The organism is Gemmatimonadota bacterium (assembly GCA_016713785.1).
In the GTDB taxonomy this organism is placed as follows: domain Bacteria; phylum Gemmatimonadota; class Gemmatimonadetes; order Gemmatimonadales; family GWC2-71-9; genus JADJOM01.
Map to the genome: position 1 here is coordinate 380,545 of JADJOM010000003.1, position 22,679 is coordinate 403,223.

The following is a 22,679-nucleotide window of genomic DNA, read 5'->3' on the forward strand; positions in this document are numbered from 1 at the left end:
GCGCCGGCCCTGGTGGGCGGCGGGGAGGTCGCGTGGCAGACCTCCTGATCGTCGAGCACGATCCGTTGGTCACCGAGACGCTGCGGCGCGCCTGCCGCTCGGCCGGGGTGTTCGCGGAGGCGGTCCGCGACGGGGCGGAGGCCCTCACCCTGCTCGACTGGCACCCGCCGCAGGTCATCCTCTGCGCGGGCCAGCTGCCTGACATGTGGGGCTGGGAGCTGTGCGCCGTGGTGCGCAGCGATCCCAAGACGGAGCGGATGCCCTTCGTGCTGCTGCTCGACCCGGAGCACCTGGGGCGTCCCGAGGCGCAGCGCTGCGGGGCCAGCCACCTGGCGCCCCGCGCCGGGGGGGGGGGCGTGGTGGCCGAACTGCTGCCGCGCCTCATGCCCTCGCGGCTCCGGCCGGTACCGGCCGCGGCGAGCGCCGCCACCGGCGTGTTCCAGGGACCCATCGGCATCCTCGGCCTGCCCGACCTGGCGCAGAGCATCGCCGGCAGCGGACGCGCGGGCAGCCTGATCCTGTCGCTGGACGGCGGGCAGGGGATCCTGTTCTTCGACGGGGGCCGGATCGTGGACGCGGAGTTCGGGGCGCGCCGGGGCGAGGCGGCGGTGCTCGAGCTGTTCGAACGCACCGAGGGGCAGGCCGGCAGCTTCATCTTCATGCCCGGCGAGGACCTCCCCCGCCGCGGCGCCATCCGCAAGTCGGTCCAGCAGCTGCTGCTCGACGTGGCCACGGACCTCGACGTCCGGCGCGCGCAGCCCATCGGGGACGGCCCCAGGCCGGCGCCCGTGAACCAGGGATAGGGACCCATGACCAAGGTACTGGTAGTCGATGACAGCCTGAGCGTCCGGAAGGCGGTGGGGTTCGCGCTCAAGCCCCGCGGGCTGGACGTCCTCGAGGCCGCCTCCGGGCGGGAGGCGCTGCAGGCCATCCGCGCCCAGCAGCCGGCGCTGATCGTGTGCGACGTCATCATGAAGGACCTGAGCGGCTTCGATGTCTGCCAGGCCCTCAAGGACGACCCGGCCCTCGCCGGGACGCCCATCATCCTGATCTCGGGGATCGTCAACGAGCAGGTGCGCGGGCGCGCCGCGGCGGTCGGCGCGGCGATGATCCTGTCGAAGCCGTTCCGCGCCACGGAGCTGGCGGAGGAGGTGGTGCGCCTCCTGAGCAGCCGGCCCTCGGTGGCCGCCGCGCCGGCGTGGACGCCGGGCGCGGACGACGGCGCGATGGTGGCCCTCCGCGCGCTGCAGGCGGTGCCCTCCGTGACCCTCGCGGCGATGGTGGATGACCAGGGCCGGATGCTGGAGCAGGCGGGGCGCAGCGGTCCGGAGCTCGAGGCGCTGCGCAGCCAGCTGGCGGAGATGGTGCTCCGGGCGGAGCAGGCGGGGCGGTCGCGGCAGCTGGGACAGCCGGTGAGCGTGATGCTCGAGTTCCGCGCCGGCCTGATGCTCGCGACCTGCCTGAGCTCTGGTGGGCTGCTGTTCGTGGAGGTGAGCGATGCGGGCGCGCTCGGCCTGGTGCGCTACGAGATGCGCCGCGTGCTGCAGACGCTGGCGTTCCCCGCCGTGGCGGCGACGGCGCGGGGGTGAGCCGGCGCTTGCATCCCCCCGGGGGGAGCCCTAACCTCCACCGGCGCCGTCGTCCGGCCTGTGCGGCCGCGGCGCGCCGGGCCCTTAGCTCAGCCGGTTAGAGCACCGGACTCATAATCCGAGGGACGGAGGTTCAAATCCTCCAGGGCCCACTCCGGGGCGGGGCCGTCGCCCCGCCCCTAGGCATTCCGCCGCTTGATCCGCAGCAGCCGCACCTTCTCCTCACGCTCCCGTTCATCCAGCCGCCGTCGCACCTCCGCCAGCCGCTGCTCGAGCGCCGGTGTCAGGCGCTGCTCCAGCATGTTGACCTGCCGCGTGGTGCGGGAGAGCGCGAGTCCCAGCCGCTGCAGCAGCATCTCGCGCGGCGCCGAACTCACCAGCCGGTCGACCAGTCGCTCGAAGTGATCGGTCGCGGCCACCGCCGCCGGCCCCACGGCGGGGGGCGGGGTCTCGCGGCCGCCGAGGGTGCGCTCCACCGGCGGCGGGTCGAGGATGGTGGAGGCGGGAACGCCCCAGACCGAGAGCGGCCGAATGTCCACCCGCAGGTCGCGGTCGGGCCAGCCCCAGGCCCGGAGGCCCGCCTGGCCCTCGCTGGCGTAGGCCTCGAGCAGCGCCTCGTAGGCGGCGCGCGCTTCGGCCGAGATCACGGCGCGGGCACTGAGCGCGGGCTTGGCCAGGTGGAAGAGCTCGCCCACCAGCGCCTCGCGCTTGCGGCGGAGGAGGCTGGTGCCCTTCTCCATCCGCTCCAGCTGGCGCCGGGCGCGCAGCAGCGCGAGACGGGTGGCGGGGCCAGTCATCCGGACGGCTCGGCGGCGTGGCGGTTCGGCGGCTCGGCATGCGCCGCCCAGATGGCGTCGCTCAGCCGGGTGAGGTCCTCGCGGGGCATGCCCTCGAGCAGCCGCCAGCCGGTGCCCAGGGTCTCGTCGAGCCGGCGGCCGCCCTCCGGCTGGGCCACGAACTCGCGCTCGAACCGCTCCGCGAAGGCCAGCGCGCGGCGGTCGGCGGCCCCAGGCCGGCCTCGCCCACGATGGCCGCCATGAGCCGCGCCTCGCGCCCGGCCGCGTAGAGGGCGTAGAGCTGGTCGGCCCACGGCCGGTGCTCCGCCACGGTGCGGCCCCGGCCGATCCCCGCGTTCATCAGGCGGGAGAGTGACGGGAGGACGTCCACCGGCGGGAAGATGCCGCGGCGGTGGAGGTCGCGGCTGAGCACGATCTGGCCCTCGGTGATGTAGCCGGTGAGGTCCGGGATGGGATGGGTGATGTCGTCGTCCGGCATGGTGAGGATCGGCAGCTGGGTGAGGGAGCCGGGGCGGTCCCGCAGCAGGCCGGCGCGCTCGAAGATCGTCGCCAGGTCGGTGTACATGTAGCCGGGATAGCCGCGGCGCCCGGGGATCTCCTGGCGCGCGGTGGCGATCTCGCGCAGCGCCTCGCAGTAGTGGGTGATGTCGGCCATCACCACCAGCACGTGCAGCCCGCACTCGAAGGCCAGGTACTCCGCGGCGGTCAGCGCCATGCGGGGCGCCAGCAGGCGCTCGATGGTGGGGTCGCTGGCCTGGTTGAGGTAGAGCACGCTCCGCTCGAGGGCGCCGCTCTTCGCGAACCGCTCCAGGAAGCCGCGGGTCTCGCGCGCGGTGATGCCGATCCCGGCGAAGACCACCGCGAACGGCTCGCCGCGGGGGGCGCGCGCCTGCTCCACGATCGCGGCCGCCAGCTCCAGCGCGGGGAGGCCCGGGCCGGAGAAGACGGGCAGCTTCTGGCCCCGCACCAGGGTGTTCATGCCGTCGATGGCGCTGATGCCGGTCTCGATGAACTCGCTGGGCCGCAGCCGCCGCGCCGGGTTCATCGGGGCGCCGTTGAGCGGGCGGAGGGCCGCGCCGATCGGCGCGGGGAGGCCATCGAGGGGGCGGCCCACCCCCGAGAGGGCGCGGCCGATCAGCTCCGGCCCCACCGCCGCGCGCGCCACCTCGCCGGTGAGGGTGACGGCGGCCCGCCCGGGCGCGAGGCCCAGGGTGTCGTCGAGCACCTGGACCACGGTCATCGCCTCGCCGGCGTCGATCACCTGGCCGCGGCGGTCGGGGGCGCCCGGCATCGTCACGGTGACCCACTCGCCCAGCGCCACCTGCGCCGTGCGATGCAGGAAGAGCAGGGGGCCGGCGGCGCCATCGGCGCCACGATAGGTGCGTGCCAGTCCGCTCATGGGCCCCCCTCACGTCCCGCCACCTCCCGCACCGCCACCTCGGCGCCCGCCACCAGCCCCGGCCAGTCGGCCGGGCCGGCGTCGCGCAGCGCCGCCAGCGCCCGGCGCGCCCCCGTCAGGTCGAGCCGCTCGAGCGGGCGGCCCGCGGCCGTGGCAGCGGCGGCGGCGTCGTGCAGCGCGAGGCCCAGCCGCGCCAGTGCCAGGGTCTTGCCCACCGGGGAGGAGGCGTCGGTGGCGCTGTAGGCGCTCTGCGCCAGCACCAGCTCGCGCAGCAGCCGCGCCGACTCGAGGATGAGGCGGTCCTCGTCCTGCAGCGCATCCGGACCCACCAGCGCCGCGATCTCCTTGAGTTCGCGGCCCCGCTGCAGCAGCTCCACCAGCCGCCGCCGCGCCGCGCCCCACCCCGCGCCCCCCTCCCGCTCGAACCAGGGTTGGGTGCGCGCGAGGTACTCGGAGTAGCTCGTCTCCCAGTCGACGGCGGGGAAGTGCCGCTGGTGCGCCAGCGACGGATCGAGGGCCCAGACGGCGCCCGCCACCCGCAGGCAGGCCTGCGTCACCGGCTCGGAGAAGTCGCCGCCCGGCGGGGAGATGGCGGTGATGAGGGTGAGCGCACCGGTCCGCTCCGGCGCGCCCTGGCAGCGGACCCGCCCGGCGCGCTCGTAGAAGGTGCCGAGCCGGCTGGCGAGGTAGGTCGGATAGCCTTCCTCGCCGGGCATCTCCGCCAGGCGGGCGCTGATCTCGCGCAGCGCCTCGGCCCAGCGGGAGAGGCTGTCGGCCATGAGCGCCACCCGGCAGCCCTGGTCGCGGTAGTACTCGGCCAGCGTCATCCCCAGGTACACCGACGCCTCGCGCGCCGCCACCGGCATGTTGGAGGTGTTCACCACCATGATGGTCCGGTCCATCAGCGAGCGCCCGGTGCGCGGATCGGCGAGCTCGGGGAACTCGCTCAGCACCTCCGCCATCTCGTTGCCCCGCTCGCCGCAGCCGATGTAGACGATGATGTCGGCGTCGGCCCACTTGGCCAGCGACTGCTCGATGACGGTCTTCCCGGTGCCGAACCCGCCCGGGACCGCCACCGTGCCGCCCTCGGCCACCGGGAAGAGGAAGTCGAAGATCCGCTGCCCGGTGAGGAACGGGCGCTCGTCCCCGAGCCGCTCGGCCACCGGGCGGGGCTGCCGCACCCGCCACCGGTGGGAGAGGTAGAGCGGCGTGCCATCCCCCAGGGTGACCGCCGGCTCCCGGATGGTGAGCGGCCCGCTGGCGACCGTGGCCACGACACCGGCGGTGCCGGGCGGGACGAGGATGCGGTGCTGGAAGCCGGGGCGCTCCTCCACGGTGCCGAGCAGGTCGCCGGCGGACACCGCGGCGCCGGCCGCGACCACCGGGGTGAAGTCCCAGCGGCGCGCCGGGTCGAGGGTGGCGGCCTCGGCGCCGGCGGGGAGGAAGTCGCCGTGGGTGCGGGCCAGGTCGGGCAGCGGCCGTCCCAGGCCGTCGAGGATGGACCCGAGCAGGCCGGGGCCGAGCTCGATCTCGAGCGAGCGCCCCGTGGGCACCACCGGCTCGCCGGTGGCGAGCCCGTTGGTGTCCTCGTACACCTGCAGGGTGGCGAGGTCGCCCTCGAGGCGGATCACCTCGCCGAGCAGCCGCTGGTGGCCCACCACGGCCAGCTCATAGAGGCCCACATCGGGAAGGGGCGCCGCCTCCACGAGCGTGCCGGTGACCCGGCGGATCCGGGCGGTGCGCGGGTCGGTCACTTGAGCCGTACCCGGTAGCCGATGGCCTGCCGCAGCAGGTCGGAGATGTAGCGGTCCATGCCTTCCTCCGCCGGGCTCCAGCGCGGTCCCGGAAAGGGCACCAGCAGCGGCAGCGGCCGCCGGGCCAGCTCGCGGCGCACCTCGGGCGGGAGCAGCTCGTGCAGGGTGTCTTCCACGAGGAGGACGCCGGTGTCGGGGTCGGCGGCGAGCGCCAGCACCCGGTTGAGCGCCTGGCCCGAGGTCTCCGCCTCGACGGGGCGGAGGCCGGTGAGGGCCAGGCCGGTGGCCACCGCCGGCCGGCAGAGCACGCGCACGGCGTAGCTCATGGCGGCCCCGCCGCGTGGTCGCGCCGGGGGGGCGGCGCGCCGAGCGCCACGCCCCAGACCGCCCGCTGCAGGAAGACCACCTCCGCGCGGAGGGGACAGCAGGTAGCTGACCACCGGTGCGGCGCCGAGCGGATCGCGTCGGGCGCGGCGCTGCCAGGCCTGGCGGCGCCGGTCGGCGAGGTCGCGCTCCAGGGTGGCCGGGTCGCCGATCTCGGGCGGGAGCAGCGGGGCCAGCGTGGTTGCGGCGAGCACCCGCGGCAGCAGCGCCGCGACCTGGTCGGGCGCGGCGGCGGCGATGCGGGTGCAGCCCTCGAGCGTGAGCGCCTCGCCACCGGGCAGGAAGAGCGAGGCGGGGAGCAGGTCGCCGCCGCGTCCGACAAGGAGCAGGGCGGTGCGCAGGTTGTCGAGGTCGATCGCCTCGCGCACGAACCCGCGCCAGCCGCCCCCGAGCTGGCGCGCGGCCGCGAGGGCCATCGCGCCCGCCGTGCGGGCCAGGGCCACATCAATCGACAGCAGGTCGGGGTGCCCCGCGCGCGGGGCGCAGCGCCGGCGCAAAGGGGGAGCGCCACGCCGCGAGCAGTGCGGCGATGGCCGCCACCGAGGGCAGGCGCGCCAGCTCCGCCTGCACCCGCTCGGGAAGGGTCGGGGTGGGGAGGAGCCCCAGCAGGCGGGCCTCCGCCGGGACCCCGGCGGCCGCGCCGCGGAGCAGGCCCCGGAGCGACCGCTGGTCCTCGAGGGCAAAGAGCAGGCGGCCCAGCGCCTCGCCGGGTTCCCAGCGTGCCAGCTGGCGCAGGCGGGCGCCGGCCCCGCGCCGGATGGCGAGTTCGAGGGCGGGGGCGTCGGGGCGCGGGTCGGCCACGGCGTACCCACGGGTCCCGAGTTCGCGGGCGATCGTCGCGAAGTCGACCGCCCGCAGCAGCGCCGCGCGCCCCGCCGGATCGAGCAGGTGGGCGGACAGTCCGGCCGCGCGGACGACCAGGGCATCCATCGTGGCGGTCACGCGGGGGGCTCCAGGCTGGCCACGATGTGGATGCGCGCCTCCGCCTCCCGCGCCACCAGCCGGCCGGGGAGCGAGGCGTCGATCAGCACGCGGCCATCGGCGGTCACCACCTGGCTGCCCGCGTGGAGGGCCGTATCCACTTCCACCGGCACGCCACGCGCGGCGCATCGGTCTGCCACGGCCTGCCGCAGCGCCGCCGTGGTCCGGACCAGGGCCGGCCGGTCGCCGGCGTGGTCGAGGGCGCGCTCGGCGAGGCTGGCGAGGGCCGCCACCTCGGCGGGACTCAGCGCCTCGCGCGCCAGGCCCTCGCGGACCAGGCCGAGGACCCGCTCCACCAGGGCCTCGCGGGCGGTGAGCACCGCGTGCTCCGCCTCACGGGTGGCCAGGGCCACGTCGCGCGCGGCGGTGGTCTCGAGCCGGGACCGCTCCCGCGCCAGCGCGTCGTCGCGCCGGGCCACGCGGAGCGCCTCGGCTTCACGGGTGAGCGCGGCCGCGGCGGCGGCGGCCTCCGCCTGCTCCGCGGCGATCCGCTGCTCCGCCTCGCGCTCCAGCGCGGCCAGCAGGTCTTGCAGGGCCATGGGGGGTCAGGCGCCGCCACGCAGCATGATGAGCACCGCCACCACGAACCCGAGGACCACCATCGTCTCCGGGATGGCGACCATGATGATCACCGTGGTCGTGAGCTCCGGCTTCTCCGCCAGCGCGGCGGCGCCGGCCGGCCCGATGCGGGACTGGGCCCACGCGGTGGCGAGCGCGGGCAGCCCCACGGCGAGCGCGGCGGCGAGCGGAATCCAGAACGACATACGGTGCTCCTTTCTAGGCGGGACGGGAGGGGGGCGGCGTCCAGTGGCCGAACGGACGGTATGCCACCCCTCCCGGACTGTAGAAATTTCCGAAGAACTCGACGTAATGGAGGCGCAGGGCATGGATCATCGGGCTCATCACCCCGAGCGCGAAGTTGACCAGGTGGAACAGCAGGGCGAACAGCACCCCGATCAGCACGCTGCCGAACGCCCCGGCCATCCGGTTGGCCACCACGGCGAGCATCACCGACGCGGTGCCGAGGGCCATGATGCGGGAATAGGAGAGGACCCGGCCCAGCGTGGAGAGGAACTCCACCGGCGCCACGATGCCCTCCACGACCACCAGCAGCGGGAAGCTCACCAGGATCACGATCGTCACGGGGGTGAGCAGCGGGCGCGGCAGCACCTCGATGCTGGCCAGCAGGGCCACGATCACGAGGACCAGCATGACCGCGGTCAGCCCGCGGCCGATCGCCTGGCGGCGATGGGCGTGGTAGGCGTTCACGGCGCCGATCACCAGGCCGAGCAGCATGTGCACCGCGCCCAGCGAGACGGCAAGGATGAGGAACGGGACCACCGCCTCCTCGCGGTCGAACCAGAGGGCGTGCAGGCCGAACCAGCGCCGGCCCAGGTCGCCGAACAGCTCGCCGAAGCAGAGTCCGAACAGCCCGCTGAACACCGCGCAGGCCACCAGGATCTCCGCCAGCGACCGCTGCCACCCCGCCTCGGGGTGGCGGCGGCGGAGCAGGATCCCGCCCGCCAGCAGCACCAGCGCGTACCCGACATCCCCCATCATGAGGCCGAAGAACATCGGGAAGAAGACGGCCATGAACGGCGTGGGGTCGATGCTGCCGTACCGGGGCAGGGGCAGGAGGCTCACCAGCAGCTCGAAGGGCCGGAAGAGGCGCGGGTTGCGCAGCACCACCGGCGCGTCCTCGGCGGTCCACTCGTCCTGCCCCAGCTCCTCCAGCACCACCTCCGCCCCGAAGCGCCGGTCGAGGGCCAGCCGGAGTTTCGGGCGGGTGTCGGCGGGGAGCCAGCCTTCGAGGACGAAGGCGTGGGTGGTGACCCGGCTCAGGTCGCGCGCCTCGAGCACGGCCAGGCGATCGCGACAGTGCCGGCTGCCCTGGCGGAGCAGCGGTTCGGTCCGCCGGCGCAGCTCGGCCTGCTCCCGCCGGGCCCGGCTCAGCTCGCCCGGCAGCTGGCGCATGCGCTCGAGCATGGCGGGCATGGCCTGCGCCAAGGTCTGGCCGGCAAAGCCGGCGGGGAGGCTCACCTCGCTCACCCGGCCGGCGGCCAGCAGCTGTTCCACCCGCGCCGCGGCGTGTTCCGGCACCAGCAGGAGGACCGCGGTTTCCTCGGCGGGGAGCGGATGCGACCGGATCTCGAAGGCCGGCCCGAGCAGCGCGGTCAACTCGGCGCGGAGCTTCTCCACGCTCTCGCGCTGCCCCGCCCGGAGCACCACGTGGTACGCCCGCCCGCTGGCCCAGCGGGGCTGGGTAGCCAGCAGCGGCTCGAAGGCGTGAAAGACCGCCTCATATCGGGCCAGCAGCGCCTGCTCTTCCTCCAGCCGCTGGACCCGGGCCACGAGCTGCTCGGCCTGGCGGCGGATCCGCCGCAGTTGGTGCACCAGGGCCGGCAGCACCATCCCGGGCGCGGCGGGGCCGACGGCGGTGGCGCCGAGCAGGCGGGTGGCGGTGGCGCAGTCCTCGAGGGCGCTGGAGAGGTGGTGGCGGAGCCGCTCCTCGCGGGTGGAGCGGGTCACCGGCTCGAGCAGGGGCAGGTCGTGGGGCGCGGCCAGGTGCATCAGGCCGAGGTCCTGGAGCTGTTCCAGGACGGCGGGCAGGCGCTCCCGGGGGCCGAGAATCCGTACCCGCGCCATCGCGAGGATCATGGAGACTCCTCCAGTCCGGACAGCAGCCAGCGGCGGACATCGTCCGCGAGCCGTGGCGTGGCGGTCTCTCCGGCCTGGGTGAACCGGGCGGCCCGGGCCTCCGCGGAGGCCTGCAACTCCGCGATCCGCTCCGCCGTGCGCCGGGCGATGCGCTGCTCCAGCTCGCCCACCGCATGTGCCACCTCGGCGTCCACGCCGCGGGCCGCCGTCTCGGCCTGATGGCGCGCCTCCGCCAGGAGGGCGGCCGCTTCGGCGCGGGCACTCTCCAGCCGGGCCGTCAGCTGATGCTCGGTGGCGATCAGGCGCGCAAGGTCGCCCTCGGCCCCGGGGTGGGCCGGAAGGTGGGAGCTCCGGGAGTGTGACATGGCCTGACGGCCTCTGCTTCCTGCCCAGGGAACTGGCGTACCCGAGGAGTGCCCGGCAGTCGGACACCAGGAACCGCCTGCAACATCGGGCCGGGCGGGGGAAAGGCCGATGAACCGCGCTATAAGGAAGGCTTCAAGCCCGGCAGGGGCATGGATGGGGCCCCGGGTCGGTGTGGCGGGAGGGCCACTCTGGCGTGGGGGGCCGTGGATCGGTACACTCCCGGGCGGTTTCTCCGGCACCGCCCCCTCTTCCCGACGCCATGATCCGCTTCAACCACATCACCGGCAGCCTCGCCGGGACCACCACCGAACTGGACAAGCGCTCCATCCGCGTGGGGACCAGCGGGGATTGCGATGTCCGGTACCACCTCGAGCGGGATCCCGAGGTGGGGCGCTACCACGCGGCGGTGGTGAAGAAGGAGGATGCCTACCACCTGCTCGACCTGGGGCAGGTGGGCGGCGTGTGGGTGAACGGGGAGCGGGTGCAGAGCCAGCCGCTCAAGAGCGGCGACCGGGTGCGGTTCGGGGGCGAGGGCGGGCCCGAGGCCGAGATCGCGGTGATCTTCGACCCCAACTACAACGCGGCGCAGGACGCCGCGCAGATGGTCGAGACGTTCAAGGAGCGCACCCGCGAGACCTCCGCGCTGCGGATCGTGGCGGCGGCGGCGGAACGGGTGGCGGAGGAGCGGGCCAAGGCGGGCGGGACCAAGTCGCGCCGCACCATGGAGCTCATGGCCGACACCATCCACGAGGTCGGCGACCTGATGAAGGCGCAGACGCGCCGCCGCTGGGTCCGGATCGTGGGGATGGTGACGGCGGTCTCGCTGCTGGTGATCACCGTGCTGTCGTTCGTGCTCTACCGGAAGCAGCAGCAGATCAACCTGCTGCTGGACCAGAAGGCGCGCTACGACACCGAGCTGCGCACCATCCAGGAGCGGATGGCGGTGGAACGGGACTCGCTCAAGCTGACCCAGCTGGAGCGGGAGTTCCAGATCACCCAGGCCAACGCGGTGCAGGCGCTGGCGCAGCTGGCCGAGAAGGACCAGCAGAAGGCCGCCGAGGTGGCCGAGAGCGGCGACGAGCTGGACCGCGAGATCCGGGCGATCCTGCGGCAGTTCGACGCCGCGGCCTACGCGGTCCCGCCCATCTTCAAGGAGCGGGTGGCCTACCACATCGAGGTGCTGCGCCGCGCCGGCCCGACCGCGCGGGTGATCTACCGCCGGAAGGTGAAGTACTGGCCCCAGATCACGGCCGAGTTCAAGGCGCTGGAGCTGCCGGAGGCGATGGCCTACGTGGCCTGGACCGAGTCCCAGTTCGACCCGATGGCCAAGAGCAGCGCCGGGGCGCGCGGGATGTGGCAGATGACGCGGACCACGGCCCAGTCGCTCGGGCTGCGGGTGGACGGGGCGGTGGATGAGCGGACCGACGTGCCGAAGCAGACCCGCGCCGCCACCAAGTACCTCGCGGGGCTGCTGGCGGAGTTCGGCGAGGACGCCTTCATGCTGGCCATGGCGAGCTACAACAAGGGCGAGAACGGCGTGCGGCGGGTGCTCCGGAAGGTGTCGCAGACGCCGGGCGGCTTCAAGAAGAGCAAGCGCGACTTCTGGCACCTGTACCGGCTCAAGCTGCTCCCCGAGGAGACCCGGGAGTACGTGCCCAAGATCATCGCCGCGGCGATCGTCTGCAACAACCCGGAGAAGTACGGGCTCATCAAGCCCGATCCCGACAGCGCCACCGCGGCGGTCGCCGCGAAGGCGCCGGCCGCCAGACCCGCCCAGGCCGCGCCGCGGGCGCGCTGAGGCTTCCCCGGGGCCGCCGCTGTCGCGGCCCGCTCCACTCCCGGCCCGCCGGTCCCGATGCACCGCCCATGACAGCATTGTCATGTCCCGGTGTGAGTCCGGTCACTTCCGTCCAACTTCCATGCGTTTAGCATTCGTGCACTTGCACGCGGCCACCCTTGCCCGCGCGCGGCGGTACCGGCCCGGAACGGAATGCCGGTACCCTGGACCCCAGTAGGAGGTACCCGATGCGTCGTTCCCTCTGGCTCGTGCCGCTTGTCCTGCTGCTCGGCTGCAACCAGCACAAGGAAGAGCTCACGAAGGCGCTCGCCGATGCCCAGGCGCTCGCGGCCGAGAAGGACAGCCTGATCACCGAGGTCCTCGAGACCTCGAAGTTCGTCAACGGCGTGAACGAGGAGCTGGCCAAGGCCCGCACCGCGCTGGTGACCACCGCCACCAACACCGACGCCGGCACCCCGGCCGACCGTGACCGGGCCGCCCGGACCGCGGCGCTGGAGCGGGTCCAGGCCCTGGTGGCCCGCCTGAACGAGACCGAGCAGCGCCTGGAGCAGAGCACCACCCGGGCCCGGTCGCTGTCCAGCCGGAACACCGGCCTGCTGCGCCAGATCGAGGAGTACAAGGCGAGCATCGACAGCCTGCAGGCCACCGCGCTGCGCACCGAGAACGAGCTGCGGGGCGTGATCGACTCCCAGACGGTGCAGATCGCCGGCCTGAACGGCCAGCTCGACACGGCGCGGGTGGTCAACGCCCAGCTCACCAGCGACAAGGTGGCGCTGCAGGACACCGTGGGGAACCTGACCAGCTACAAGAACACGGTGTTCTACATCGCGGGCACGGAGGAGGAGCTGCTGCAGAAGGGCGTCGTCGTGAAGGAGGGCAAGAAGTTCCTCTTCTTCGGCGGCAAGCAGCTGCACCCGGCGCGCAGCCTCGATCCCTCGGTGTTCACCCCGATGGACAAGACCACCGCCACCGCCATCAGCCTCCCGGCCGGCGAGTACAAGATGGTCTCCCGGCAGGACCTCTCCTTCGCCGACTCGGCGTCGGTCCGGGACGGCAAGGTGACCGGCACGCTCCACATTGCCCAGCCCGAGCAGTTCTGGGCCGGGTCGAAGTACCTGATCCTCGTGGAGAACTGAGCCCGCAACCCTTTCGGCTCACCCCGCATCTAACGCCCTCCGGGATCCGTCCCGGGGGGCGTTCGGTTTTCACACCCCCCCCTCGTTGCGGCGTCCCGGGCCACCGGACACATTGGGCTCGCCGGGCTCGCGCCCGGCCCCCCTGCGCATTCCCGCACCGCAAAGGAACCTCCCATGCCCCTGCTCCAGCGGCGTGGCCTGCTGGCGGCCATCGGCGTCGTGGCCATCGGCGCGCCCGCCACCTGGCTGCTCGCCCGGACCCCCGCCGGCGCCGCCTCGGCGGTGGTGGCGCGGGTCACGCGCGGCGAGTTCGTGGTCACGGTGGCCACCTCCGGCGAACTCCGGGCCCGGAAGTTCGTGCAGATCACCGTGCCGCCGAACGTGCAGGAGGCGGAGATCTACCAGATGAAGATCTCCTCGATCGTGCCGGAGGGGACGGTGGTGAAGGCGGGGGAGGTGGTGGCCGAGCTCGACCGCTCCTCGCTGGCCCCCAAGATCGCCGAGGTCTCGCTGGCGCTGCAGAAGGCGCAGGCGGTCTACGAGCAGGCGATGCTCGACTCGACGCTCAACCTCTCCAAGGCCCGGGAGGACATCCGGACCATGGAGCTGGGGCTCGAGGAGAAGCGGCTGGCCAAGGAGCAGGCGGCGTACGAGGCGCCGACCATCCAGCGGCAGGCGGCGATCGACCTGGAGAAGGCGGAGCGGGCCCTGGCCCAGGCCCGCCTCGACTACAAGACCAAGACCGACCAGGCCCAGGCCAAGATGCGCGAGGTGGGGGCCGACCTCGACCGGGAGAAGAACAAGCTGCAGGTGGTGCAGGAGGTGATGCAGGCCTTCACCATCATGGCCCCGGCGCCCGGCATGGTCATCTACGTGAAGGAGTGGAATGGCCGCAAGCGCACCACCGGGTCGCAGATCAACGCCTGGGACCCCGCCGTGGCCACCCTGCCGGACCTGACACAGATGGAGTCGGTCACGTACGTCAACGAGATCGACATCCGGAAGATCAAGGTGGGGCAGCCGGTGGCGCTCACCCTGGACTCCGACCCCACCAAGCGCCTGACCGGCGTGGTCACCAGCGTGGCCAACGTGGGGGAGCAGCGGCCCAACACCGACGCCAAGGTGTTCGAGGTGAAGGTGAACGTCGCCGAGGTCGACACCACGCTCCGGCCGGGGATGACCACCGGGAACAGCATCGAGACGCTGCGGCTCCCGGACGTCCTCTCGGTGCCGATCGAGGCGCTCCACGGCGCCGACGGGGTGCCGTTCGTCTACAAGGCGCGCGGCGCCGGCAGCGTGCGGCAGGAGGTGGTCACCGGGGACATGAGCGAGGACGAGGTGGTCATCACCGCCGGGCTCGCCGCCGACGACCAGGTGCTGCTGGCCCCGCCCGCCGGCGGGGAGAAGCTCGAGCTGCTGCGGCTGCCGGGATCGACGGCGGGGCAGCCCGCCGCCGGCGGCGACACGGCCCGCCGGGCCCAGCCCCTGACACCGCCGCTGGATTCGTCCCGGCGCGCGGCGCCGCCCCCGGCGCCGGGGCGCTGAGCGTGGCCCTCGACCGGGCGCTGCTCGACCGCCTGCGGCGGGAGGTGCTGGCGCATGCGGCCTTCGGCCTGCGCACCGCGCTCGAGGCGGTGCGCCACAACAAGCTGCGCGCCGGGCTCACCTCCCTCGGCATCCTGTTCGGGGTGGCGTCGGTCATCGCCATGCTGGCCGTGGGCAAGGGCGCGGAGCAGGAGATCCTGGAGCAGATGCGGCTGCTGGGCTCCAACAACGTGATGATCACCCCGCTGGTGGAGCAAAAGGAGGGGCAGGCGCGGGAGGAGCCGGGCCGCGAGGTGAAGAAGTTCTCCCCCGGACTCACCTACGCCGACGCGCGCGCCATCGCCCGCATCATCCCCGCGGTGGAGGCCACCAGCGCGGAGATCATCCTCAACACCTCGGTGACCCGCGAGGGCCGGCGCCGCAGCGGCAAGCTGCTCGGCGTGGACACCACCTACTTCCGGCTGACCAACCTGGCGCTGGGCGAGGGGCGGTGGTTCAGCCGCGAGCAGGTGGAGCGGGGCCTCCCGGTGGCGATCATCGGCCAGGGCATCCGCACCCGCTTCTTCACCACCGAGGATCCCGTCGGCCAGTCGATCAAGGTGGGCGACACCTGGCTCCGGGTGGTGGGGGTGCTGGCCGACCGCCGGGTGAGCGCCGAGATCGCGTCCCGCCTGGGCATCCGGGACGCCAACATGGACGTCTACGTGCCGGTGCACACCATGCTGCTCCGCTTCCGCAACCGGGCCCAGCTCACCCAGCAGGACATCGAGCAGGCGGCGCGGGCGGGCACCTTCACCCGCAGCGGCGAGGAGGAGAGCGAGGAGGTGCGGCAGGAGCGCACCAACGCCAACCAGCTCGACCGGATCATCGTGCGGGTGGCGGAGGCGGGGCAGGTGGCGCCGGTGGCCGACATCGCGCGGCGGATGCTCACCCGCCGGCACAACACCGTGGTCGACTTCGAGATCACCGTGCCGGAGCTGCTGCTCAAGCAGGAGCAGCGCACCAAGGCCATCTTCAACATCGTGCTCGGCGCCATCGCCTCGATCTCGCTGGTGGTCGGCGGCATCGGCATCATGAACATCATGCTCGCCTCGGTGCTGGAGCGGATCCGGGAGATCGGGGTGCGGCGCGCGGTCGGCGCCACCGAGCAGGACATCCTGTTCCAGTTCCTGAGCGAGGCGGTGCTGATCAGCGTGGCCGGCGGCTGCGCCGGGGTGCTCCTCGGCGTGGTGGGCAGCGCGGTCATCGAGCGCGCCGCCGGGGTCCGGACGATCGTGGCCCCGCTCTCCGTCCTGCTGGCCTTCGGGGTGTCGTTCGCCGTCGGGTTGGTCTTCGGCATCGTCCCCGCCTACCGGGCCGCCCGGCAGGACCCGGTCACCTCCCTCCGCTACGAGTGAACCCCATGTCCCTCCGGACCGCGCGCCCGGCCGGGCTGCTGCTTGTCGCGCTGCTGGCGAGCGCCCCGGTGGCCGGGCAGGAGCCGCTGACCCTGGCGCAGGTGGTGACCCGCGCCCTCGCCCAGAGCCACCTCGCCGAGGCGGCGCGGGCCACCCGCGACGCCGCCCGCTACCGCGATCGCGCCTTCTACTCGCGGCAGCTCCCGCGCCTGAGCCTGGGCGGCACCGTGCCCGCCTACAACCGCGCCATCATCCCGGTGCTGCAGCCCGACGGCAGCACCAGCTTCCGGCCCCAGGACCAGGTGCAGGCGGAGCTGACGGCCACGATGTCGCAGACCCTGCCGCTCACCGGCGGGGACCTGTTCGTCTCGTCGGGGCTGTCCCGCCTGTCGGTGAGCGGGCAGCAGTCGATCCGCACTTGGTCCAGCACGCCGTTCACGGTGGGCCTCCGGCAGCCGCTGTTCCGCGCCAACGCCAACGGCTGGGACCGGACGGAGGAGCCGCTCCGCGCCGAGCTGGCCGAGCGGCAGTTCCGGGAGGCGCGGGAGACGGTGGCGCTGGAGGCGACGTCGCGGTTCTTCGACCTCTACGCCGCGGAGGTGGCGCTGCGGAACGCGGCGTCGAACGCGGCGGTGAACGACACCCTGTACACGCTCAACAAGGGGCGGTTCGAGGTCGGCAAGATCGGGGAGAACGACCTGCTGCAGAGCGAGCTGGCGCTGCTCCGGTCCCGGAACGCGCTGGACGCCGCCCGGCTGGAGCAGCAGCGGGCCGCGGCGGCGCTGCGGCTCCTGCTCAACCTCGCGCCGGCGGAGCCGCTGGCCATCGCGGCCTCGACCACCGTGCCCCAGTTCCAGCCCGACACCCTGGTGGCGGTGACCGAGGCGCGGCGCAACCGGGCGGTGAGCAGTGACGCGGACCTGCAGGAGGTCCAGGCCCGCCGGCGGATCGCGGAGGCGAAGCTCAACAACGGCCTGGGCGCCACGGTGCAGGCGAGCTACGGCTTCAACGCCACGGGGTCGGAGGCCAGCGCCGCCTACACCAACCTGCAGGAGGCCCGCCAGTTCACGCTCTCGGTGGACGTGCCGCTGCTGCAGTGGGGCCTGCGCAAGGAGAGCATCCAGGCCGCGCGCGCCGACCAGGAACGGACCCGGTCCGAAACGCGGGCGGCGCTCGACGCGGCGGCGCAGGAGGCCCACTTCGCGGTGCTCGAGCTGCTCCAGGCGCGCAGCACCCTGCTGCTCTCCGCCAAGGCGGATACCGTGGCGGGCCGGCGGTTCGACGTGGCCTACAACCGTTACGTGATCGGCCGGATCGACATCGACAACCTGTACTTCGCCCAGGGGGAGAAGGACCAGGCGGTCGCGCAGTTCGTGCAGGCGCTGCGCGGGTACTGGGTGGCCTACTACCGGCTGCGGCGGGTCACGCTCTACGACTTCGAGACCGGCCAGCCGCTGCGGTGAAGGGGCGGCCGGGGCCGCGTCGCTGCCGCGGCCGCTTCGCGGGCGCTTCACGGCTTCCTCACGCGCGGGGGGCATCTCTTGAGGCGCCGGCCCATCGTGAGCGGAGCGACCATGCCTCTCCCCGGTCCCGCATCCGTGCCGCGCCCGGCGTGGCACACCCTTCCGGTGGACACCATCGCCACCGCCCTCGTCACTTCGGCCGCCGCCGGGCTGGCGCCGGACGAGGCGCGTACCCGCCTGGCCCGCGACGGGCCCAACAGCCTGCCCGAGGGCCGGCGCCGGCCGGCGCTGCGGATCCTGCTGGCGCAGTTCACCGACGTGATGGTCCTCGTGCTCGCCGGGGCGGCGGTGCTGGCGGGCCTGATCGGTGAGCCCCAGGATACCATCGCCATCGCCGCCATCCTGGTGCTGAACGCCGTGCTGGGCTTTGCGCAGGAGCACCGCGCCGAACGCGCGCTCGAGGCGCTCCGTGCCCTGGCGGTGGCGCCGGTCCGGGTGCGCCGGGGCGGCAGCACGCACATCGTGCCCGCCACCGACCTGGTGCCCGGCGACCTGGTCCTGCTCGAGGCCGGCAACCTGGTCCCGGCGGACCTCCGCCTGACGGAAGCGGTGCACCTGCGGATCGAGGAGGCGGCCCTCACCGGCGAAGCCACGCCGGTGGAGAAGGCCGTCCCCGCGCTCCCGGACGCCGCGGCGCCCCTCGGCGACCGCCGCAACCTGGCGTTCCGCGGCACCGCCGTGGTGCATGGACGCGGCGCCGGGCTGGTGGTGGCCACAGGGGCGGGCACCGAGCTCGGACGGATCGCGGCGCTGCTGGCGCAGGAGACCGGCGTGCGCACCCCGCTGCAGCTCCGGCTCACCCGCCTGGGGCAGCGCCTGGCGGCGGCCGCCCTGGCCATCTGTGTGCTGGTCCTGCTGCTCGGCCTGCTCCGGGGCGAGGCGCCCCTGCCGATGCTGCTCACCGCCGTGAGCCTGGCGGTCGCCGCGATTCCCGAGGCCCTCCCCGCCGTGGTCACGGTGGCGCTGGCCCTTGGCGCCCGCCGGATGATCCGGGCGCACGCCCTGGTCCGGCACCTGCCCGCCGTCGAGACGCTCGGCTCGGTCACCGTCATCTGCTCGGACAAGACCGGCACCCTCACCGAGAACCGCATGGAGGTGGAACGCTGCTGGGTGGACGACGCGCACTCCACCGGTGCGCCCGCGGTACCCGGCGAGGGCGCCTGGCCCGCGCTGCTCGAGGTGCTGGCGCTGTGCCATGACGTGCACCTGGCGGAGTCGGGAACCATGGTCGGCGACCCGCTCGAGGTGGCGCTGCTCGAACTGGTGCGCCAGGCGGGCGGGGACCCCGCCGCGATGGCCCGGGCCCGGCCTCGGCTCGCGGAACTCCCCTTTACCTCCGAGCGGGCGCGGATGACCACGCTGCACGAATCCGGCACCGGCCTCGTGGCCTGCACCAAGGGCTCGCCGGAGCGGGTGCTCTCGGGGTGCACCAGCCGGTGGCGCTCGGGGGCGGCGGCCCCGCTCGAGGCCGGGGAGGTGCTGCAGCAGGCGGCGGCGATGGCCGCCACGGGGCTCCGGGTCATCGCCGTGGCGATGCGCCGGTTTGCCGAACCGCCCGCGCACGTGCTGCTCGACCGGCTCGAGACCGGCCAGACATTCCTCGGGCTCGTGGGCCTGCTCGATCCGCCCCGTGCCGAGGCGGCGGCGGCCGTGGCCACCTGCCGCACGGCCGGGATCACGGTAGTGATGATCACGGGCGACCATCCGGTCACGGCGCGCAGCATCGGCGCCCGGCTGGGCATCCTGGAGCCCGGCGGCGAGGTCTGCACCGGGGCGGAGCTCGCGGCGCTGCCCCCGGAGGAGCTGGGGCGGCGGGTCGCCACGGTCCGGGTGTACGCGCGGGTGGAGCCGGAGCAGAAGATCGCCATCGTCCGGGCGCTGCAGGCGCGGGGCGAGTGCGTGGCGATGACGGGCGACGGCATCAACGACGCGCCCGCGCTCCGCCGGGCGGACATCGGGGTGGCGATGGGGCGGGGGGGCACCGACGTGGCCCGGGAGGCGGCCCACCTGGTGCTGCTGGACGACAACTTCGCCACGATCGTGGGCGCGGTGCGGGAGGGGCGGCGGATCTACGACAACATCCGCAAGTTCGTCCGCTACGCCGTGACCTGCAACGCGGCGGAGGTGTGGACCCTGCTGCTGGCGCCGCTGGTGGGCCTCCCGATTCCGCTGCTGCCGATCCACCTGCTGTGGATCAACCTCGTGACCGACGGCCTCCCCGGCCTCGCCCTCGCGGCCGAGCCGGCCGAGCCCGACATCGTCCGGCGGCCGCCGCGCCCGCCGGCGGAGAGCATCTTCGCCCACGGGCTGTGGCAGCACGTGGTGTGGGTCGGGCTCCTCATGGCGGGGGTGACGGTCGCCACCCAGGCCTGGGCCTGGCACCACGGCGCCGCCCACTGGCAGACCATGACCTTCACGGTCCTGGCCCTCTCCCAGATGGGGCACGTCCTCGCCATCCGCTCCGAACGGGAGTCCCTGGCGCGGCTCGGGCTGGCCAGCAATCGTCCGCTGCTGGGCGCGGTCCTGCTCACGGTCACCCTGCAGCTCGCCACCATCTACCACCCCGGCGCCGCCGCGATCTTCCGCACCCAGCCGCTCGACGCGGGGGAGCTGGTGCTCTGCCTGCTGCTCTCGGCGGTGGTGTGCGTCGCGGTGGAGGGCGAGAAGTGGCTGGTGCGCCGCGGGCGCCTCTATCGCGGACCGCCCGCTCCCGCCACCTGACGGCGGGCGCCGCGGCCGAGGCTTGACATCCGGCGCGGTATGTTGAATTATCAGCAGTGCTGATTTCTCAGCAGGGCTGCGGCCCTGCCCGGATTCCGTCCTGTCGCGGAGAGCCGTCCGTCATGGTCAAGCGCCCCGTCACCGAGGACCTGAGCCGTCGCGAGCGGCAGGTCATGGAAGTCCTGCACCGTCGCGGGGAGGCCACCGTGACCGACATCCTGCAGGCGCTGCCCGACCCGCCGACCTATTCCGCGGTCCGGTCCATCCTCCGGATCCTGGGGGAGAAGAAGCTGATCGGGTACCGGGAGGACGGGCCGCGCTACGTGTACTTCCCCGCCAAGCCGACCGACAAGGCGCGGGACGACGTGCTGGCGCACGTGGTCCGGACCTACTTCGCGGGTTCCACCGAGCAGGCCGTGACGGCGCTGCTCCGCCTCTCCGACGCCGACGTGAGCGAGGCCGAGCTCGCCCGGCTGCGCGAGAAGATCCGGCGCGCCCGCCAGGGCGAGGAGTGACCATGGCCACGACCCTCTCGCCGACCGATGCCCTCACCGGCGCGCTGGCCGCCTCCCCGGAACTGTTCGCGGCCGTGGTGATGCTCCTCAAGCTGACCCTGGTGTTGGGCGCCGCGCTGGCGACGACGCGCGCCATGCCCCGCGCCTCCGCCGGATCACGGCATCTGGTGTGGCTCGCGGCCCTGGCGGCGCTGCTCCTCCTGCCGCCGGTGGCGGTGTGGAGCCCGCTCCCGGTCCGGGTCCTGCCTGCCGCCGGCTTCACCTCGTCCGTGCCCGCCGAGGCCGTGCCAGGGGTCACGCCGCCCTCCGCCACGCCGCTCGGCGCCGGTCCGGCCGCGGCGCCCTCCGCCGTCCGAGACGCGGCCTCGCCACGGCTGTCCGTCGGCGCCATGCTCGTCCTGCTCTGGGCCGCGGGGGCGCTGGCGCTGCTGGGCCGCCTCGCCTACGGGGCCTGGTCGGTGCGCCGCATCGTGCGGCGGGCCCGGCGGCTGGCGCAGCCCGACTGGCAGGCGCCGCTGTTCGAGATCGCCGACCGGCTGGGACTCGAGGCCGCGCCCCAGCTGCTGGAGAGCGACGAGGTGAAGATGCCCTTTGCGGCCGGGCTGTGGACCGCGCGCATCGTACTCCCGGCGGAGAGCGAGGGGTGGACTCCCGCGCGCAGGAGCGCAGTGCTCATCCATGAGCTGGGGCACGTCCGCCGACGCGACCTCGTGGGCCACACCCTGAGCCGGGTGGCCTGCGCCCTCTACTGGTTCCATCCGCTGGTGTGGACCGCCGCCCGGCAGCTGCGCGCCGAGAGCGAGCGCGCCTGCGACGACCTGGCCCTGGTCTTCGGCGCCCGGCCCAGCGAGTACGCGGAGCACCTGCTCGAGATCGTCAGCTGCGTGCGGGATCACCGCACGCCGGCGGTGGCACTGGCCATGGCGCATCGTCGCGAGTTCGAGGGTCGCATGCTCGCGATCCTCAATCCGGAGCTGCAGCGTCGCGGGCCCGGACGCTGGGCCACGCTCTCCCTGGCCGGGTCCGTGGCGGGGCTGGCGCTGCTGGTGGGCGCCGCCGCGCCGGCGCCGCGCCGCGCTCCGGTGCCGGCCGCGGGGGTCACCGCACAGCCACCGGCCACGCCGGGCGATACCGGCCTCCGGGTGGAACTCGGCCGCACCAGGAGTGGACGCGTGGAGCCGCGTGCTGCCCCGCGGCCCGTGCCGCGGCCCGATTCCCGGCCCGCGCCGGATCCCCAGCCGCGGCCCGACCCCGCGCCAGGCGGCGAGGGCGCAGCCGTCGCGACGGCGGATGATGAGCGCGCCACGGTGCTCGCGCGCACGCTCCAGACCGACAAGAGCGGCGAGGTGCGACGGGTGGCCGCGTGGGGGCTGCAGCGCTATGCCCGGCTCGAGGTGGCGGTGGACGCCCTCACCGCCGCGCTGGCCCGCGACCCCGACGAGGCGGTGCGTGAGATGGCGGCGTGGGCGCTCGCCAGCGCCCGCCGCAGCCCGGCGGCGGCCGCCGCCCTCGCGGGCGCCATCCGTGGCGCGCGCAGCCCTCGCACCCGGGCCACCGCCGTCTGGTCCGCGGGCTCGGTGCGCGAGGCGTCGACGGTCGAGGCCCTCACCGGCGCACTGGGCGACGCCGATGCCGCGGTGCGCGAGGTGGCCGCCTGGGCCATCGGGTCGTGCGGGCCGGAGCGTGCACCCGCCGCCCTCCTTCGGGGGCTGGGCGACCCGGACCGCAACGTGCGGCTCTCCACTGCGTGGGCGCTGTACGCCATCCACGACGCGGGCAGCATCGGCGCCATCGACGCCGCCTTCCAGAAGGAAACCGATCCCGAGGTGCAGGAGGGGCTGCTGCGGGCCCTCGGCGCCATGGGCGAGGCCTCGGTGGAGGTGCTGCAGCGGATGGTGACGTCGACGGACTCGGCGGTGCGGGTGGTGGCGATCACGGCACTCGCCGGCGGCGGCGCCGGCGGGCCGTGGCCCTGGCCCCGCCCGATGCCGCGGCCCTTTCCCTGAGCTACGCGCGCGCGGGGGCGTGGCGTGACCGCCGGGGTCGCGCCGCGCCCCGGTCCCGTGTCCGGCAGTGCTGAAAAATCAACAGTCCAGCGACCCTGTCACCTGGAGTT

At 74.1% G+C, this 22,679-nt stretch carries 18 protein-coding genes, 1 tRNA gene and 1 pseudogene; 11 read left to right on the forward strand and 9 right to left on the reverse strand.

Features of this window, described 5'->3' with window-relative positions; all coding sequences use genetic code 11:
* Positions 1 to 32: 32 nt before the first annotated feature.
* From IPJ95_09330 to IPJ95_09340, 3 genes are all read left to right on the forward strand, one after another.
* On the forward strand, positions 33 to 803 hold the full coding sequence (locus tag IPJ95_09330) for a response regulator (GenBank protein ID MBK7923813.1): 771 nt from the start codon (positions 33 to 35) through the stop codon (positions 801 to 803).
* A 6-nt stretch (positions 804 to 809) separates the two neighbouring features.
* The gene (locus IPJ95_09335; protein MBK7923814.1) at positions 810 to 1,589 is read left to right on the forward strand and encodes a response regulator; all 780 of its coding nucleotides are present in this window, start codon (positions 810 to 812) and stop codon (positions 1,587 to 1,589) included.
* A gap of 78 nt (positions 1,590 to 1,667) precedes the next feature.
* Positions 1,668 to 1,741 (forward strand) — tRNA-Ile (locus tag IPJ95_09340).
* A 27-nt stretch (positions 1,742 to 1,768) separates the two neighbouring features.
* Here the strand turns inward: IPJ95_09340 and IPJ95_09345 are convergent.
* The 9 genes and pseudogenes from IPJ95_09345 to IPJ95_09385 form a co-directional block, all read right to left on the reverse strand.
* The gene (locus IPJ95_09345) at positions 1,769 to 2,386 is read right to left on the reverse strand and encodes a V-type ATP synthase subunit D (protein MBK7923815.1); all 618 of its coding nucleotides are present in this window, start codon (positions 2,384 to 2,386) and stop codon (positions 1,769 to 1,771) included.
* Positions 2,383 to 3,785 (reverse strand): annotated as a pseudogene (locus IPJ95_09350) (V-type ATP synthase subunit B). The gene IPJ95_09345 and the pseudogene IPJ95_09350 overlap by 4 nt, the downstream one beginning before the upstream one ends.
* Entirely contained in the window at positions 3,782 to 5,515 is a 1,734-nt protein-coding gene (locus tag IPJ95_09355; GenBank protein ID MBK7923816.1) for a V-type ATP synthase subunit A, read from the reverse strand. The pseudogene IPJ95_09350 and the gene IPJ95_09355 overlap by 4 nt, the downstream one beginning before the upstream one ends.
* Positions 5,516 to 5,535: 20 nt before the next feature.
* Positions 5,536 to 6,366 carry a V-type ATP synthase subunit F gene (locus tag IPJ95_09360; GenBank protein MBK7923817.1) on the reverse strand — a complete coding sequence of 277 codons (831 nt, stop codon included), beginning with the start codon at positions 6,364 to 6,366 and terminating at the stop codon, positions 5,536 to 5,538.
* Between the two features lies 1 nt (position 6,367).
* Positions 6,368 to 6,865, reverse strand: a complete 498-nt coding sequence (locus tag IPJ95_09365; GenBank protein MBK7923818.1) for a hypothetical protein — start codon at positions 6,863 to 6,865, stop codon at positions 6,368 to 6,370.
* Positions 6,862 to 7,443, reverse strand: a complete 582-nt coding sequence (locus tag IPJ95_09370) for a hypothetical protein (protein ID MBK7923819.1) — start codon at positions 7,441 to 7,443, stop codon at positions 6,862 to 6,864. Before IPJ95_09370 ends, IPJ95_09365 begins: the two co-directional genes overlap by 4 nt.
* A gap of 6 nt (positions 7,444 to 7,449) precedes the next feature.
* Positions 7,450 to 7,668: an ATPase gene (locus IPJ95_09375; protein MBK7923820.1), complete on the reverse strand. Its 219-nt coding sequence runs from the start codon at positions 7,666 to 7,668 to the stop codon at positions 7,450 to 7,452.
* A gap of 13 nt (positions 7,669 to 7,681) precedes the next feature.
* A complete protein-coding gene (locus IPJ95_09380; protein MBK7923821.1) occupies positions 7,682 to 9,562 on the reverse strand; it encodes a hypothetical protein in 1,881 nt (626 codons plus the stop codon).
* Entirely contained in the window at positions 9,559 to 9,927 is a 369-nt protein-coding gene (locus IPJ95_09385) for a hypothetical protein (GenBank protein ID MBK7923822.1), read from the reverse strand. The genes IPJ95_09380 and IPJ95_09385 overlap by 4 nt, the downstream gene beginning before the upstream one ends.
* A 260-nt stretch (positions 9,928 to 10,187) precedes the next feature.
* On the opposite strand from IPJ95_09385, the gene IPJ95_09390 reads away from it, so the two are divergent.
* From IPJ95_09390 to IPJ95_09425, 8 genes are all read left to right on the forward strand, one after another.
* On the forward strand, positions 10,188 to 11,726 hold the full coding sequence (locus tag IPJ95_09390; protein ID MBK7923823.1) for a transglycosylase SLT domain-containing protein: 1,539 nt from the start codon (positions 10,188 to 10,190) through the stop codon (positions 11,724 to 11,726).
* 227 nt (positions 11,727 to 11,953) lie between these two features.
* Positions 11,954 to 12,862, forward strand: coding sequence for a hypothetical protein (locus IPJ95_09395; protein ID MBK7923824.1), 909 nt, complete (start codon positions 11,954 to 11,956; stop codon positions 12,860 to 12,862).
* Positions 12,863 to 13,036: 174 nt separating this feature from the next.
* A complete protein-coding gene (locus IPJ95_09400) occupies positions 13,037 to 14,407 on the forward strand; it encodes an efflux RND transporter periplasmic adaptor subunit (GenBank protein MBK7923825.1) in 1,371 nt (456 codons plus the stop codon).
* A 32-nt stretch (positions 14,408 to 14,439) separates the two neighbouring features.
* Positions 14,440 to 15,804 carry an ABC transporter permease gene (locus tag IPJ95_09405; GenBank protein ID MBK7923826.1) on the forward strand — a complete coding sequence of 455 codons (1,365 nt, stop codon included), beginning with the start codon at positions 14,440 to 14,442 and terminating at the stop codon, positions 15,802 to 15,804.
* Positions 15,805 to 15,809: 5 nt separating this feature from the next.
* Positions 15,810 to 17,267 (forward strand): TolC family protein, encoded by a 1,458-nt coding sequence (locus IPJ95_09410; GenBank protein ID MBK7923827.1) that lies wholly within the window; start codon positions 15,810 to 15,812, stop codon positions 17,265 to 17,267.
* 111 nt (positions 17,268 to 17,378) lie between these two features.
* Positions 17,379 to 20,048: a cation-translocating P-type ATPase gene (locus IPJ95_09415; GenBank protein ID MBK7923828.1), complete on the forward strand. Its 2,670-nt coding sequence runs from the start codon at positions 17,379 to 17,381 to the stop codon at positions 20,046 to 20,048.
* A gap of 122 nt (positions 20,049 to 20,170) precedes the next feature.
* The gene (locus IPJ95_09420) at positions 20,171 to 20,563 is read left to right on the forward strand and encodes a BlaI/MecI/CopY family transcriptional regulator (protein MBK7923829.1); all 393 of its coding nucleotides are present in this window, start codon (positions 20,171 to 20,173) and stop codon (positions 20,561 to 20,563) included.
* A 2-nt stretch (positions 20,564 to 20,565) separates the two neighbouring features.
* Positions 20,566 to 22,569 carry a HEAT repeat domain-containing protein gene (locus IPJ95_09425; protein MBK7923830.1) on the forward strand — a complete coding sequence of 668 codons (2,004 nt, stop codon included), beginning with the start codon at positions 20,566 to 20,568 and terminating at the stop codon, positions 22,567 to 22,569.
* The last annotated feature ends 110 nt before the right edge of the window (positions 22,570 to 22,679 follow it).